Source organism: Ignavibacteria bacterium (assembly GCA_017303675.1).
Classification (GTDB): domain Bacteria; phylum Bacteroidota; class Ignavibacteria; order Tepidaquicellales; family OLB5; genus OLB5.
The window spans coordinates 836986-852118 of record JAFLBX010000002.1 but is presented as its reverse complement, the minus strand read 5'-3'; the positions used below and the strand labels follow the sequence as shown (position 1 = coordinate 852118).

Sequence of the window (15133 nt, the reverse complement as noted above, 5' to 3'; positions counted from 1 at the left end):
ATCAAAATATGTTTTGCAATGTAAAATAGCAATCATTGCAAATAGTTGAATTAAAGCGTAATTTCAGCTGTAGGAAACTAAATTTTAACGTAAATTGTTGAATTTAGTAAATAAAGGAAAATAACATATATGGACAGTAATTTTTCAAACAGAGTTCAGGATGTGATAAGGTTAAGCAGGGAAGAAGCAATTCGCCTCGGGCATGATTACATCGGTACTGAACATCTCCTGCTTGGAATAATCCGTGAAGGAGAAGGGATCGCTATCAAGATCTTCCGGAACCTTGGAAAAGATATCGGCAAGATAAAAAAGACCATAGAAGATACAGTAAGGCAGTCCGGTGCAACACTTACAGTGGGGAATATTCCACTCACCAAACAGGCCGAAAAAGTTTTAAAAATAACTTATCTGGAAGCAAAGATTTTCAAATCAGACGTAATAGGAACAGAGCATTTATTGCTTTCGATATTACGCGAAGATGACAATCTTGCATCGCAGATACTGCAGCAGTTCGGCATAACTTATGAAGTTGTGAAGGAAGAGCTTTCCGCAATACTGAGCGGTAAAACCGCTCCACAGCAGCAGAAGACACCCGCAGCCGAGAAGAAACCGGAAAGGACAAAAACACCGGTACTCGATAATTTCGGCAGGGATCTGACCAAGCTTGCGATGGAAGAAAAGCTTGACCCTATTGTTGGCAGGGAAAAAGAGATAGAGCGCGTTGCGCAGGTATTAAGCCGCAGGAAAAAGAACAACCCTGTGCTTATCGGTGAGCCCGGTGTTGGTAAAACCGCTATTGCTGAAGGCCTTGCAATAAGGATAGTACAGAAAAAAGTATCACGCGTTCTGCATGATAAAAGGGTTGTAACCCTTGACCTTGCTTCGCTTGTTGCGGGTACAAAATACCGCGGCCAGTTTGAAGAGCGTATGAAAGCTGTAATGAATGAGCTTGAAAAGGCGAAGGATGTTATCCTTTTCATAGATGAGCTGCATACAATTGTAGGCGCAGGCGGCGCATCCGGCTCCCTGGACGCATCGAACATTTTCAAGCCGGCGCTTGCAAGGGGAGACCTTCAGTGCATAGGCGCAACAACACTTGATGAATACAGGCAGTATATCGAAAAGGACGGCGCTTTAGACCGCCGCTTCCAGAAGATCATAGTTGACCCCACAACAGAGGAAGAAACTATGCAGATCTTAAACAACATCAAGCATAAATACGAAGAGCATCATAACGTAAAATATACAGAAAAAGCAATTGAAGCGGCTGTTAAGCTGAGCTCAAGGTATATCACAGACCGTTACCTGCCGGATAAGGCGATTGACGTAATGGATGAAGCCGGTTCAAGGGTTCATTTGGCAAATATTGTGGTGCCTGAAAATATCGTGGCTTTGGAAAATGATATTACAAACATCAAATCAAAGAAGAACCAGGTTGTAAAGAACCAGAACTTCGAAGAAGCAGCGAAGCTGCGTGATGAGGAAAAGCGCCTACTCAATGAGCTTGAGCAGGCAAAGCTTGACTGGGAAGTTAAATCACAGAGCATTATTCACGAGGTATCAGAAGAGAACGTTGCTGATGTGGTATCGATGATGACAGGCATTCCCGTTAACCGCGTAGCGCAGTCAGAAAGCGACAAGCTGGTTAAAATGGAAGATGAGCTTAAGAAATATATCATCGGCCAGGATGAAGCTATCGTAAAGCTTTCCAAAGCAATACGCAGAACAAGGGCAGGACTAAAAGACCCCAACAGGCCAATCGGTTCATTCATCTTTACAGGACCTACCGGTGTTGGTAAAACCGAAATGGCGAAGGTACTTTCAAGATTCCTGTTTGACAGCGAAGAGAACCTGATAAGGATCGATATGAGCGAATACATGGAAAAATTCAATGTATCTCGCCTGGTCGGTGCTCCTCCGGGATATGTGGGATATGAAGAAGGCGGACAGCTTACCGAAAAGGTAAGGCGCAAGCCGTATTCTGTGGTGCTGCTTGATGAAATTGAAAAGGCGCACCCGGATATTTTCAATATCCTTTTGCAGGTATTGGATGAAGGTATGCTGACAGACAGCCTTGGCAGAAAAGTTGATTTCAAGAATACTATTATGATAATGACTTCAAATATCGGTACACGCGATATTAAGTCAATAGGCGGTATGGGATTCGGTGATCCTAACCAGAACGATAAGCATGATAAGATGAAAACACAGATTGAAGAATCAGTAAGACGTGTTTTCAGTCCGGAGTTTATCAACAGAATAGATGACCTGATAACATTTAAACAGCTTGAAAAGGCTGATATATTCAGAATTATAGATATATCAACAAGGCAGCTGCTTAAGAGGATACAGGCGCTCGGCATTACGTTTGAATTTGACGATGCAGCCAAGACGTTCCTTTCAGAAAAAGGCTATGACCCCAAATACGGCGCAAGGCCGCTCAGAAGGGCTATACAGAAATATGTTGAAGACCCAGTGAGCGAAGAAGTTCTGAAGGGTTCATTCAAAGAGGGTTCGCATGTAATGGTATCATACAAAGAAGGCGCAGATGAGCTGGTATTTGTTGATATTTCTCAGAGCAAGCTCCCCGAGAAGATAGAACCGGAATCGATTAAGGAAAATTAAGAAAAATCAGAATTATAATCATGAGGCGGTCAATGACCGCCTTTTTTATTGCTTATGCTTTGCATTTCCCATTGATATTTTTATTGTAAAAACATAAGTTTGAATTTCCAAGGGAATATTGAAAATTCAAACCCTTATTTTACAAAACTAAAAATTTATAGGATAATGAATCCAAAAGTTTGGATCAGCAAGATTAAAATTAATGATGGGACTGAAATTCCATTAAAGCAAAATGATATACTAGTATTTGTTGGACCTAATAATGCTGGTAAGAGTGCTGCATTAAGAGAAATTAATTTATTAATAGAGTCTATTGATAAACCTACAGTTATTATAAAACATGTAGAAATTGAAAAAATTGGAAATGAATCAGATTTAATAGATTTCTTGAAAACTTTTTCCAATATTAAAGTGCACAATTCAAATAATACTCATTACAGTGGTTTTGAGTATTCATTCTTTGAGTCTAATTTAAACTATTTTTGGCCCAATTATAAAAAAGGTTTAGACCAAGTCAAAAATATTTTTGTTAAGTTACTATCAACAATCGATAGAATAAGAGTCTCCGACCCCCCAAATAATATTGCCTTGGATTATGAACCATTTCAACATCCTATACATTTCTTACAAGAAAATGATACAATTGAGAAAAAGTTAAGTGAATATTTTAAGCTTGCTTTTGGAACTGATTTAATCTTAGATAGAAATGCAGGTAGCATTGTCCCTCTTCGTGTAGGTGATATACCATTGAAGGAAATGGGAGAAGATAGGGTTTCCAATAGTTATGTTAAAAAAGTAAAAAAATTACCTTTGTTACAAGAGCAAGGTGATGGAATGAGAAGTTTTACTGGTGTATTATTATATACAACTTTTTTAAGCAGGTATTCGATAGTATTAATTGACGAACCTGAGGCATTTTTACATCCGCCACAAGCAAAACTAATTGGGAAAATGTTAGCAAAAGATTTACTTACTGATAGGCAATTATTTTTGGCGACACATAGTGAAGACTTTCTGAAAGGATTGCTTGATTCAGGAAATCAAAATATCAAGGTGGTAAGAATTAGAAGAGAAGGAGTAGTAAATAAAGTACATATATTAGATAAGAATGATATTAAAGAAATTTGGGAAGATTCATTATTAAGACATTCGAATATACTAGGTGGACTTTTTCATTCTAGAGTGGTTATATGCGAAAGTGATTCTGATTGCAGATTTTATTCTGCAATTTTAACGTCATTGTTTGAAGTAAAAGATGAAATTGCCCCAGATATTTTATTTTTGCATTGTGGTGGTAAACATAGGATCCCAATTGCAATAAAAGCATTAAAAAAATTGGATGTACCGATGCATGTCGTTACTGACTTTGATATTCTAAATGATGAGAACCCATTTAAAGAAATTATAGAGACGCTAGGTGGGGTATGGGATAATTTCAAAGATGATTGGAGAAAAATAAAAATTGGAATTGATGGGAAAAGACCAGAATTACTAAAAGAAAACCTTAAAGAAGAAATTGATAAAGTATTTGCTTCAATTTCAGAAACAAATGTTGGTAAGGAAAAAATACAGGAATTTTCAAAATTGCTTAAAAAAGCATCTCCATGGGCTGAAGCAAAGTTGAATGGTAAAAGTTTTATACCACCTGGTGATGCAAGTAAAGCGTTTATTAAATTAAATACTGAGGCTAGGAGAATTGGGTTAGAAATAGTAGAAATAGGTGAATTAGAAAGTTTTGATAAAAGTGTTGGAAATCACGGTCCTAAATGGGTAAATGAAGTTTTAAAAAAAGATCTTGTAAATGATCCTGAGCTTAAAGAAGCAAGAGATTTTGTACAGAGGTTTGTTTAACAATTCAATAACACTGTAAATTATAAATTTTGTGTCAAGTATAACCCTTTCAACACATGAAAAAGCGGACAATTGAGCACTTTTTTATGAATATTTCATTTTTCATAACTTAAAATTTGTTGAAGTTTTGGGTCAACTTCTAAAGATAACGTATCTGTTTTCGATACAAATGTGAAACTATAACTCTCATTGTCTTCATTCCATTTTTTCTTTATTATGTTAGCGGTAGCGTAAAAACTAGAGTCACTTCTTTGTAAGTATTCTTTTGCAGTTAATTCTGACCTTATAATATCATTTTTATATTTTTCTTTGTCAAATGTTACAGAAAAAATTACAAAACAAGCAACACCAATAAATAAGAGAAAATAGGCAATATTTGATGTTCGTATTGCATTATTAATATTGTTATTATCATCAAGATGACTAACTAGTGATCCTAAAGCGAATAAACATGCAGAAATGCAAAGACCCATAAAAATCCATGTTGCAAATAAGAAACTAGGAATTGAATCTATATTAGGATTATATAATTTTTCAGAAAATGTTACCGTAAAGGCTAAAAAGCCTGTAGTAATTGTAATAATTAATTTTAGGAATTCTTGCATTGTACCCGATGCTTCTGAGTTAATTCTTCTATTTGGGTTGGTTGAAGATGAGGTGCTACCAACTCCTCCATTAGTATTGTCAACTGTTTGAGGCATGTTATCTCCTTTTTTTAATAGGGCATATATTATTTAAGTTATCAGCTAACCAATGAATTAAATCAAACGTTGTTACTTTTTTATATTCATATATATTAATCATAGTCTCTAAATCTTTGTGTAACGATCCTAATTTATCATTAAGTACTATTTCTCTTTCTCGTTTTGAATCACTCCACTGATTTGAAGGATCATTAATTATTGCTTCGAGTAAGTTCATCATTATAACTCTCGCCCCTGTTGTGATTTCAACATTCATTTCTTTACCTATATCATTTGAAACTTGTTCAACTTGTCTTATAATAATGTCTACAAAATCATTTCGAAAGTCATTTGATGGAAAGTATATAAATGGCATTTATAATTCCTTTCTTATCTTAATTTTTAAAAACCTAAAATTTTAATAATAAGTTAAATAATTGTTTTTCATAGCAATTGTAATATTTACAGTAAGCTTAAATAAATTAAATGCTAATTTAAAGTTCACCAAATTTAAAACTTTATTATAGAAATAAAAACGTAAAACTCAGTTTCTCAATAAAGGACATTTAGTATTATGCATGCTATAAGATGCTTTAAAATACTATTCGTTGACAATATTTTCTTAAACATTCCTTAATCTTCAATCGTCATAACTAATCAGGAAAAAGCTCAGAATAGAGTTGCCACTATCTCATCACACACTGCGTAACCTTTGCGGGTGAGGGAGAGTTTGTTTTCATCTTTTACTGCATAGCCGTTGGTGATCAAAGTATTGATAGGGGATTTGTATGTAGATTCAAAATCAATATTATGCCTGCTGCGGAAATCGTCGAAGTTCACTCCAATACTCCTTAGACCCAGCATGATGTGTTCGGTAACGGATGTATCTTTATCGATAGTTTCAATGAAATCATATGCAGGCTTTGCGGAATCCACAAGCTCAATATATCTGCCGATATTTTTAATATTTGTCCACCTGTTATTACCGATAAAAGATGAAGCTGAAGGGCCGAATGAAATATACTCTTCAAGTGTCCAATACTTAAGGTTATGCCGGCACTCGTAGCCGGGCTTAGCGTAATTGGATATTTCATACTGCCTGTAGCCGGCATCCGCCAGTGTTTGCATTGTGTATTCATACATCTCTTGCTCAAGCTCAATATCAGCATTTTTAACCTGACCCTTATCACGCATGCTGTAAAGCATGGTGCCTTTTTCAAATATAAGCGAGTATGCTGAAATATGTTTAGTATCAAGCTTAATGGCTTCATCAAGATTGTATTTCCAGCTATCCATTGTTTGGCCGGGCAGGGCGAATATCATATCCAGGTTAATGTTCTCAAATCCAGACTCTTTAGCGGCATTGATAGATGCCCTTGCCTGCTCTGATGTATGTATCCTCGTTAAGAACTGCAATTCCCGGTCTATGAATGACTGCACGCCAAAGCTTATTCTGTTAATCGGCAATTTCCTGAATACTTCAAGTTTTTTTATATCAAGCGTGCCCGGGTTTGCTTCTATGGTGATTTCGCTATTACCGGAAATATTATAACACTTATAAAGCTCATCAAATATAGCCGTAAATTCATCATAACTTAAGAGTGATGGCGTTCCGCCGCCAAAGAAGATCGAATCGAACTCACGGTTTGCCAGCTGCTGTGAATAGAATTGAATTTCCTTTTTTATGGAATTAAGGAATTCAGCTTTTTTTGTGTGATTTGTAATTGAGTAGAAATCGCAGTAGATGCATTTGGTATCACAAAAGGGGATATGTAGGTAAATTCCTGCCATTGGTTAGTTTAATTTGAAGAAGGGGCTCGAGCCCCTTGTTTATCTCCGTCCGATACTCCGGATTGGGAAGCAGCTAATTATTTGAATAACATTAGTTCTTCACCCTGAGCTTCTCTAAGGGTGGAACAGCATCCCTCGACAAGCTCGGGATGAGATATATCTTTCTCCTTCCCAAACTTCAGTTTGGGAAGGTAAGAAAACTTTTCTTGGAGTGCATCAACTGCGTTGATGCATGCACTGACACAGTCAGTGCACTCCACGACAGGAGATGTTGGTTTACTTTATCGGCATTCCGATCCTATCCCAGCGGATAGAGCCGAGAAGTTTGCCAAAATCACTGAACGGAATTTCTGAATTCCATGAAAAATATGTGAACCATGCCTTGCCAACCATTGCTTCGCGCTTTACAAATCCCCAGAACCTGCTATCAAGTGAATTATGGCGGTTATCGCCCATCATAAAATAATAATTGTTTTCGACGGTATATTTATCAGTTTCCTTGTTATCAATAAATACCTTACCGCCGCGGAGCTCTATATTATGCCCTTCACGCTTTATGAAGGTATCCCACTCACCATAGTTTGCGGCATCAATTGTTACAACATCGCCCTTCACAGGTACGCGCAGCGGACCGTAGTTATCGCGGTTCCATAATTTGTTTTTGGGAAAAATGTCCAAATCCGGCTTATTTGCAGGCTGAAAATTCAATTCAGCAGATTTAACATAGGGTAGTCTCCTGAATTCTTCAACAGTTTTAATAGGGAGAGGAACTACAAGATATTTTTTTCTAAACTCATTTGAATCAATCCGGACTTGTCTTAAATCGGTAATTTCATACTTTTCTAAAAATTCTGAGTTTTGAAGTATTCCGAAAAATTTATTAAAATTCATTTTGGTAGAGTCGAAATAAACTCTAAATGAATATTGCATCGCAGGTGTTTCAGGGAATTTATTCCCGTTAACATACAAAATGGCGTCCTTAATTTCGATAGTATCACCGGGCTCACCCACGCAGCGTTTTAAATATTGAACTTTCATCGAAGCATCAACTTCCTCGCGGTTGCCGGGGAACTCGAAATTCACAATATCTTCCTTCCGAGGATCGCGTATAGCCGGAAGCTGGATATACGGCAGCCTTATTTCTGTAAATGGGATATTCCTGGGTGTTGAACCGCCATATAAAAACTGGTTAAAAAACATTTTATCGCCAATGAGGATTGTATTTAACATTGAGCCGGTTGGCGTGCTGTAACCCTGAATAAAGAAAGACTGAACGAATAACACCACTATCAGGGTCAATACCAGTGAGCCAAAGCTTTTTGCTTTTTCCTCAAGTGAGCTTACCGGTTTTTTCTTTTGTGTTTTTTTACCTAATGTACTTGCCATAAAATTTATTCTATCATTTTACCGATACGATCCCATCGTATCGACCTTAATTTTTTACCGAATTCTGTTAAAGGAATGTCTCTATCCCATGAAAAATAAATCATTGTTAATTTAGATTCGATATCATTTTCATTTACAAATCCGGTAAACCTGCTGTCAAGCGAGTTATACCAGTTATCACCTATCATGAAGTAATAATTATCTTTGAATGTATAACTGTATTTTTCAATATCGTTAATGAAAATTCTATCCTTAATTATTTCCAGCTTATTGCCTTCATCCCTTATTATTCTTTTCCACACATTGATGTTTGAAGTATCAAAACTTACTGTTTCACCTGATTTAGGGACGGTTAATGGACCGTAATTATCAACATTCCAGTTTGAACCTTCCGGAAAGATCAAAGAACTTGTTCCCTTTCCTAAGTATGAGAAGTTCTCGTCAAAATAAAAATTATTGTTTATATACAGCTTACCATTTAGATTAATGACCCTGTTATTTATTACAAGCGAATCGCCCGGAACAGCCAGAATTCTTTTGAGGTAAAGAATTTTTTCCCCGGCAGGAGCCTGGCCGGGTAATCCTTTATATTTAAATTTTACAATTTCACCATTTTCAGGTTTATTATAAATAACTACATACTTTCCTGTAAATGGATTTTTAATACCGTAATAAAGATCATTATCAAAGAACTTGTCACCGGGCAATATAGTATAAATCATGCTGCCGGTAGGTGTTGAAAAATTCCCCGGAATAAATATATCAGTAACCGGACTTACATAAAAAATTGAAGTCATTACAATAGCACTGTAATACCGGGCACTATTATAAAATTGCAGCTTATATTTGTTTTTTTTAATAGCAATGATTATGGATTCGATCAGAAAATATAAACCGATTGGTAATTCTATTAATATTGCTATAACAAAGATCGATTTTTGCGGAATAAACTTAATAACAGCATAAAATAAAACTGTGATAAAAGTAACTGAGAGAAATACAAAAAAGCCGCGTTTTACCTCTCCGCAATAAAAATGTCCCAAACCAGGAACGAGTAATGTTAAAAGAGCTGCAGCTAAAGGTGACCTTTTTTTATAATTTACTTCAGTATTTGTGCCGGAATTTTCAGCAGCTTTAATTTCAGAATTCATTATTTCAGGATTAATGAATTAATTGTAAATTAATGTATTATCTTCGCTATCCTGTTCCACCTTATAGAATCAAACAGCCTGCCGAATTCAGCAAACGGAATATCGGGATTCCATGACCAGTAAATAATCATGGCTTCGCCGATTATGTTATCTTCAGGCATAAAGCCCCATACCCGGCTATCTGAGCTGTTATTCCTGTTATCACCCATCATAAAATAATAATTCTTTTCAACTTTATAACTTGAATTTTCGGTCTCATCTATAAAAACCTTGTTATCGGCTGTGAGCCTTATGGAATGACCTTCTCGCTTGATGAATGTTTTCCAGTCATCAATATTATCCGGTGTAATTTTGATAATATCTCCCTTTTTAGGTACAACAACCGGGCCGTAATTATCATCATTCCACGGCCTGCCTCTCGGAAAAATATCTGTGAACGTGCCGGGTGAAACATTTTTGCTGAACTTTGCATCCGGCGGATTTGGAAATTCTGCTGAGTTAACAAACAGTGTTTTGTTCACTATATGGATAGTATCCCCGGGTTTTCCCACAAGCCTTTTGATATAATTTGTGACCTCGGGAGCTGAGACTTCATTAGCATTGCCGGGGAAATCAAAAACTACAACATCGCCCCTTTCAGGTTCTTTAAGTGCCGGGAAACGGAAAAAAGGGATACGGGTCTGGGTAAAGGGAATATTCCTAGGCGTGGTAGCGCCGTAAATAAATTTATTAACCAGCAGAAAGTCACCAACCAGAAGTGTATTTTCCATTGAGCCTGTTGGAATTCTGTAGGCTTCTACGAAAATAATTTTCAATATTATTGCGACAAGTCCCGCAAAAAGCAGGGCATCAAAATATTCCTTAAGCTTTGAATTTGGTTTTGGACTGTGTGTAACGTGAATTACAGTGCTTTTAGGCGCAGCATCATTATTATCCTTTATCAGGGTAGTATCTGTGCTTTTAACTGCTGGATCATTTTTTGTGGAATTAGTTTCGCTGTTTACCGGAATTTTATCAGTCTTTTCTTTTTCTGTCATTTCAGAATTTAGTTTGTCATCCCGGTTTATTCATCAATTGAAAGCACAGCCAGGAAGGCTTCCTGCGGAAGCTGGACGGAGCCAACCTGTTTCATACGTTTTTTGCCTTCTTTTTGTTTTTCCAAAAGTTTGCGTTTACGTGAAATATCGCCGCCGTAACATTTTGCAATAACATTCTTGCGAAGCGCTTTTACGGTTTCGCGTGAAATGATCTTAGCGCCAATTGCTCCCTGTATCACAATTTCAAACATCTGCCTGGGGATAAGCTCCTTTAGCTTTGTACAAAGCTTTCGGCCGTATTCATAGCTTTTTGAGCGGTGTACAATTGATGAAAGCGCGTCAACCGGCTCATTGTTAAGGAGTATATCAAGCTTAACAAGGTCAGACTTGCGGTAATCGATAAATTCGTAATCAAGCGAAGCATAGCCTTTGGAAATTGACTTAAGCTTATCGTGGAAATCAAAAATTATTTCACTCAAAGGGAATTCAAATATCAGGTCAACCTTTGTTTCAGAAAGATAATTTGTACTTACAAATACGCCGCGCCTGTCATTTGCAAGCTTCATTATGTTTCCCATATAATCTGTGGGAGTTATGATCTGCGCTTTAATGTATGGCTCTGTAATGTAATCAATATTTCCAAGAGGCGGCATTTGTGAAGGATTATCAACAAGCACCATGTTGCCATCAGTTTTGAATACCTGGTATTCTACGTTAGGAACGGTGGTGATAATAGTCTGGTTGTATTCCCTGTCAAGCCTTTCCTGGGTGATCTCCATATGAAGAAGTCCGAGGAAACCGCAGCGGAAACCGAAACCGAGAGCTGAGGATGTTTCAGGCTCAAAGATAAGGGATGCATCATTGGTTTTAAGCTTAATGAGTGATTCCCTGAGGTCTTCAAAATCATCACTTGATGAAGGGTAGATACCTGAAAAAACCATTGGCTTAATCTTCTTATACCCGCCAAGCGGCTCTGCCGCGGGATTTGCTACGTTGATTATCGTATCACCAACAAGCAGCTCTGCGGCTGTTTTAATGCCTGTAACCATATAACCAACATCACCTGAGCGGAGCTGGTCTTTTACGACCCGGTTCATTTTTAAAATTCCAACTTCTTCGGCATCACTTGGAATTTCTGTTTCAAAAAATCTAACCTTATCGCCTTTTTTCAGAACACCGTCAACAACTCTTAAATAAACAATAATTCCGCGGTATGCGTCAAATGTTGAATCGAATACCATAGCCCTAAGCGGAGCGTCTTCTTTTATCTCAGGCGCAGGTATCCTGTTTACAATAGCCTCGAGGATATCTTCTGTGCCGATATTTGCTTTTGCGCTTGCTAGAATAATTTCGCTTTCATCGCAGCCAAGCATTTCTATTATTTGCTTTTTAACGCCTGCAACATTTGCGCTGGGCAGGTCAACTTTATTTATCACAGGAATAATTGTCAGGTTTGCATCAATAGCCAGGTAAAGATTGCTCACGGTCTGCGCTTCAATCCCCTGGGAAGCATCAACAACAAGCAATGCGCCTTCACAGGCTGCAAGTGAGCGTGATACTTCATATGAAAAATCAACGTGCCCGGGGGTATCGATCAGGTTCAGTGTATAAAGCTCGTTATCTTTGGCTTTGTACTGAAGCTGGATAGCATGCAATTTAATTGTAATACCGCGTTCCTGTTCAAGATCCATATCATCAAGCACCTGCTTGATCATATCACGCTGTGCTATTGTGTGGGTTTCTTCAAGTAAACGGTCTGCAAGGGTAGATTTACCGTGATCAATATGTGCAATTATGCAAAAATTCCTGATTTTAGACTTCATCTGCTCTGGTTAAGTAAAACTTAAATTCCGTATGGTTTGTATTAATAATGTAAAAAAAGAGTATTAAATTCCTGAAAAATTAAATGCTGTAATATAAATAAAAATAAGTAGCAATTTAATCCGAAAGCAATATACCTCCGTTTAAACCGCTACTTAAAGAAATTTGTAAAAAATCGTTTCCTTCGCTATAATCCCAGCAGCTAAAATCCCTTTAAATTAAGAAGCAGGAGCTGATGATTTTCTATCCTGTCTTATGGTCTGGATCTCATTTCTCATTTCCTGGCATTTCTTTCTGACTTCGTTCAAAGATTTTCTTAACCTTGTGCCGGCAGAATTCTGTCCTTTGGAATAAAACTTCTCAAGATCCTTGCCCATATCATCCAGCATTGCTTTAATTTCGTTGATTTTTTCCATTTGTTTTCTCCTTTTTGATTGAAAAAAGTTATTTAATGGTACAGCTATTTTACAAGAAGCTCTCCGGTGGAAGTTTGGACATATGGAATATCAAGAATAGTTTTGATGCCCCATAAAGTAAATGCCAAACCGATAATTATTAATAAGCTGACAATTGTAATTGATTGCCAGGATTTCAGCCTGTAATCCCTGAATATTCCCCACACACCGTTTAAACCGTGATACATAGCAAGAACAACAAATGTAAGGTCTAAAACACGGTACCAGTTGCTCTGCATTCTGGCTAGTACTGCATCGTATGTGTGACCTGATTCAGGTGTGTAATGCATTAAAATATAGTGACCTATCATTACAACAACAAGTATTAAGCCTGTTACCCGCTGGAATACCCAGCTGAATGACCCTGAACCCTGAGAATTTCTGTGTTTGTACAACTTAGCTTATCTGAATAATTTGTGAATTTCGTGTGAAAACATTACATAGCCCATTGCAAAAAACATTACCACGCCTATAACTATCGAATACCTGTATAAAGCTTTATGGTATCTTGCGCCGTCAGCCCAATCAACCAATACAATTCTCACTCCGTTGAGTGAGTGAAACAAAACAAATGCAAATAAAAACCACTCCAATGCCATAAAAAACGGAGTAGTGTATGCTGAAATAAATTTATTAAATGCTTCTCTGCCCTGTGAAAGAGGAGAAAGGGAATAAATATGCATAAAAAGGTAACCTAATAATGCAATTCCGGTTATGCGGTGCAATATCCAGGCCCAGCTTCCGCTATCCTTCTTATAACTTAAATTGGTTTTTACCCAATTTCTCTGGTCAAATTTTTTAAATTCTGCCATTTCTATACAAAAGTAGTTAAAAATGTAAGAAAATGCAATATCTGAAAAAAAATATTTGTTTTTTGATTGTTTTTAAAAGTGAGGGCAAAAAAGTGATTAATTAAGCTATTTTTAAAAATCTGCGTATAGAAATCGCGCTGCCTAAAGTACCAAGTAATGAACCAAAGATGACAAGTAATATCAGGAACTTAGTATCCATAATTGAAAAATTAAAATCATTATTGGTATAAGTAGCATAAAAATAACCTAAAAATACCTGAAGCAGAATTACAGCTAAAAGGCTTCCTACGAATCCCTGGAAAAATCCTTCCATTATGAAAGGAGTGCGTATGGTTTCCTTTGTAGCTCCAATTAACTTCATAATTTCAATGGTATCTTTTTTGGCAACTATCATTAACCTTATCGTATTGCCGATAAGGAATATTGAAGAAAATGTAATAATTACCAATAAACTAAGATTAAGGAATACAAGCGATTGTGAGTTCCTTTCAATTATTTCTAGATTTTTCTGAGCGTAAACAACATCTGTAATTTCTCGATTTTTCCCAAGTTCCTGTTTTATCTTCTCAATACGGTCAATAGTTTTATATTCATCATAAAGATTTATCTTAAGCGAAGGCGGCAGGGGATTATGGTCAAATACTTCGAGTATATCCTGCCCGAATTCTTCGGCAAAGATCTTTGCTGCTTCATCTTTTGAAACGAAATTCACGCTTTTTACTCCGCCAATTGATTTAATTGATGATGTTAATTTGCTGATATCGGCAGTCTGAATGTTATCTACAAGGTATGCGTCAATTTCCACTTTATCTCGAATGAGCTTAAGCAGCTTTACGGAATTTATGGATATGGTCAAATAAATGCCAAGCAGTAATACTGCAAGCGCTATGACCACGGTGGAGCTGATAACAGCCGATTTGGCTGTCTTCAGGTACCGCATAAATTCCTTAAAGTAGTATGATGGATTCATTTAAATAATTTTCGTTATACCTGTTGGTAGGGCAGAATTCAATAAATCTAATAATTTATCTTTGTATTTACTTAAAGTAATAAAAGTGTTATCAGGTGCATTAAAAACAAGTACAGGTATCGTAAATTTTCTGAAATTTTGCTGGAATTCGATATTTTTATCAAAGGTTATTATGACATCAAACTTTTTAGCTGCCATAAGTCCCAGTAACTCACCGTTTTGTTTGCCATTCCATCCCATATCGCTCACGGTATGTACCTCATGCAACTTTAAAATTGATTTCAATTTCTTAGGTAAATTTTCGTCAAGTAGAATTTTCATTTACTATTTCAGGCTTTCAGCAGTCACAAGTCCCTCTGCAATTTCCAATAGCTCAATTGCATGTTCTTTTTTTACAGAAGGAAAGTCTTCCAAAAATTCATCTAATGAAATCCCTTTTTCCAGATGAATGAAAAGTGTTTCAATTGGTACACGGGTACCTTTAAAGACCGGTCTGCCGCCCTGTATTTCAGGGTCAATATTTATTATGTCTTTCTTCATCTGTTGATAAT

Annotated in this window: 15 protein-coding genes; 2 read left to right on the top strand and 13 right to left on the bottom strand. The window is 36.7% G+C overall.

The window, feature by feature from the left end; genetic code table 11:
* Nucleotides 1-129: 129 nt before the first annotated feature.
* Both J0M37_13300 and J0M37_13295 read left to right on the top strand, forming a co-directional pair.
* Nucleotides 130-2625, top strand: coding sequence for an ATP-dependent Clp protease ATP-binding subunit (locus J0M37_13300; protein ID MBN8586061.1), 2496 nt, complete (start codon nucleotides 130-132; stop codon nucleotides 2623-2625).
* A 165-nt stretch (nucleotides 2626-2790) separates the two neighbouring features.
* Nucleotides 2791-4476 carry an ATP-binding protein gene (locus tag J0M37_13295; protein MBN8586060.1) on the top strand — a complete coding sequence of 562 codons (1686 nt, stop codon included), beginning with the start codon at nucleotides 2791-2793 and terminating at the stop codon, nucleotides 4474-4476.
* A gap of 95 nt (nucleotides 4477-4571) precedes the next feature.
* Here J0M37_13295 and J0M37_13290 read toward each other — a convergent pair whose 3' ends face one another.
* From J0M37_13290 to J0M37_13230, 13 genes are all read right to left on the bottom strand, one after another.
* Nucleotides 4572-5177 carry a hypothetical protein gene (locus tag J0M37_13290; GenBank protein ID MBN8586059.1) on the bottom strand — a complete coding sequence of 202 codons (606 nt, stop codon included), beginning with the start codon at nucleotides 5175-5177 and terminating at the stop codon, nucleotides 4572-4574.
* A 1-nt stretch (nucleotide 5178) separates the two neighbouring features.
* Nucleotides 5179-5535, bottom strand: coding sequence for a hypothetical protein (locus tag J0M37_13285; protein MBN8586058.1), 357 nt, complete (start codon nucleotides 5533-5535; stop codon nucleotides 5179-5181).
* Nucleotides 5536-5828: 293 nt separating this feature from the next.
* Entirely contained in the window at nucleotides 5829-6950 is a 1122-nt protein-coding gene (hemW, locus tag J0M37_13280; protein MBN8586057.1) for a radical SAM family heme chaperone HemW, read from the bottom strand.
* A gap of 276 nt (nucleotides 6951-7226) precedes the next feature.
* On the bottom strand, nucleotides 7227-8336 hold the full coding sequence (lepB, locus tag J0M37_13275; protein ID MBN8586056.1) for a signal peptidase I: 1110 nt from the start codon (nucleotides 8334-8336) through the stop codon (nucleotides 7227-7229).
* Nucleotides 8337-8341: 5 nt separating this feature from the next.
* A complete protein-coding gene (locus J0M37_13270; GenBank protein MBN8586055.1) occupies nucleotides 8342-9487 on the bottom strand; it encodes a hypothetical protein in 1146 nt (381 codons plus the stop codon).
* A gap of 29 nt (nucleotides 9488-9516) precedes the next feature.
* On the bottom strand, nucleotides 9517-10524 hold the full coding sequence (gene lepB, locus J0M37_13265; GenBank protein MBN8586054.1) for a signal peptidase I: 1008 nt from the start codon (nucleotides 10522-10524) through the stop codon (nucleotides 9517-9519).
* Between the two features lie 26 nt (nucleotides 10525-10550).
* Nucleotides 10551-12347: an elongation factor 4 gene (gene lepA / locus J0M37_13260; GenBank protein MBN8586053.1), complete on the bottom strand. Its 1797-nt coding sequence runs from the start codon at nucleotides 12345-12347 to the stop codon at nucleotides 10551-10553.
* 216 nt (nucleotides 12348-12563) lie between these two features.
* Complete coding sequence (locus J0M37_13255) at nucleotides 12564-12761, bottom strand: histone H1 (protein ID MBN8586052.1); 198 nt, start codon at nucleotides 12759-12761, stop codon at nucleotides 12564-12566.
* A 44-nt stretch (nucleotides 12762-12805) separates the two neighbouring features.
* Nucleotides 12806-13195, bottom strand: coding sequence for a succinate dehydrogenase, hydrophobic membrane anchor protein (gene sdhD, locus J0M37_13250; protein ID MBN8586051.1), 390 nt, complete (start codon nucleotides 13193-13195; stop codon nucleotides 12806-12808).
* A gap of 6 nt (nucleotides 13196-13201) precedes the next feature.
* The gene (gene sdhC, locus J0M37_13245) at nucleotides 13202-13612 is read right to left on the bottom strand and encodes a succinate dehydrogenase, cytochrome b556 subunit (protein ID MBN8586050.1); all 411 of its coding nucleotides are present in this window, start codon (nucleotides 13610-13612) and stop codon (nucleotides 13202-13204) included.
* Between the two features lie 100 nt (nucleotides 13613-13712).
* The gene (locus J0M37_13240; GenBank protein MBN8586049.1) at nucleotides 13713-14582 is read right to left on the bottom strand and encodes an ABC transporter permease; all 870 of its coding nucleotides are present in this window, start codon (nucleotides 14580-14582) and stop codon (nucleotides 13713-13715) included.
* Complete coding sequence (locus tag J0M37_13235) at nucleotides 14583-14903, bottom strand: DUF5615 family PIN-like protein (protein MBN8586048.1); 321 nt, start codon at nucleotides 14901-14903, stop codon at nucleotides 14583-14585.
* Nucleotides 14904-14906: 3 nt separating this feature from the next.
* Complete coding sequence (locus J0M37_13230; protein ID MBN8586047.1) at nucleotides 14907-15122, bottom strand: DUF433 domain-containing protein; 216 nt, start codon at nucleotides 15120-15122, stop codon at nucleotides 14907-14909.
* Between the last annotated feature and the right edge of the window lie 11 nt (nucleotides 15123-15133).

Coding starts and splice junctions, on each gene's coding strand:
- J0M37_13300 (MBN8586061.1), top strand. CDS start 130: ATGGACAGTAATTTTTCAAACAGAGTTCAGGATGTGATAAGGTTAAGC.
- J0M37_13295 (MBN8586060.1), top strand. CDS start 2,791: ATGAATCCAAAAGTTTGGATCAGCAAGATTAAAATTAATGATGGGACT.
- J0M37_13290 (MBN8586059.1), bottom strand. CDS start 5,177: ATGCCTCAAACAGTTGACAATACTAATGGAGGAGTTGGTAGCACCTCA.
- J0M37_13285 (MBN8586058.1), bottom strand. CDS start 5,535: ATGCCATTTATATACTTTCCATCAAATGACTTTCGAAATGATTTTGTA.
- hemW (MBN8586057.1), bottom strand. CDS start 6,950: ATGGCAGGAATTTACCTACATATCCCCTTTTGTGATACCAAATGCATC.
- lepB (MBN8586056.1), bottom strand. CDS start 8,336: ATGGCAAGTACATTAGGTAAAAAAACACAAAAGAAAAAACCGGTAAGC.
- J0M37_13270 (MBN8586055.1), bottom strand. CDS start 9,487: ATGAATTCTGAAATTAAAGCTGCTGAAAATTCCGGCACAAATACTGAA.
- lepB (MBN8586054.1), bottom strand. CDS start 10,524: ATGACAGAAAAAGAAAAGACTGATAAAATTCCGGTAAACAGCGAAACT.
- lepA (MBN8586053.1), bottom strand. CDS start 12,347: ATGAAGTCTAAAATCAGGAATTTTTGCATAATTGCACATATTGATCAC.
- J0M37_13255 (MBN8586052.1), bottom strand. CDS start 12,761: ATGGAAAAAATCAACGAAATTAAAGCAATGCTGGATGATATGGGCAAG.
- sdhC (MBN8586050.1), bottom strand. CDS start 13,612: ATGGCAGAATTTAAAAAATTTGACCAGAGAAATTGGGTAAAAACCAAT.
- J0M37_13240 (MBN8586049.1), bottom strand. CDS start 14,582: ATGAATCCATCATACTACTTTAAGGAATTTATGCGGTACCTGAAGACA.
- J0M37_13235 (MBN8586048.1), bottom strand. CDS start 14,903: ATGAAAATTCTACTTGACGAAAATTTACCTAAGAAATTGAAATCAATT.
- J0M37_13230 (MBN8586047.1), bottom strand. CDS start 15,122: ATGAAGAAAGACATAATAAATATTGACCCTGAAATACAGGGCGGCAGA.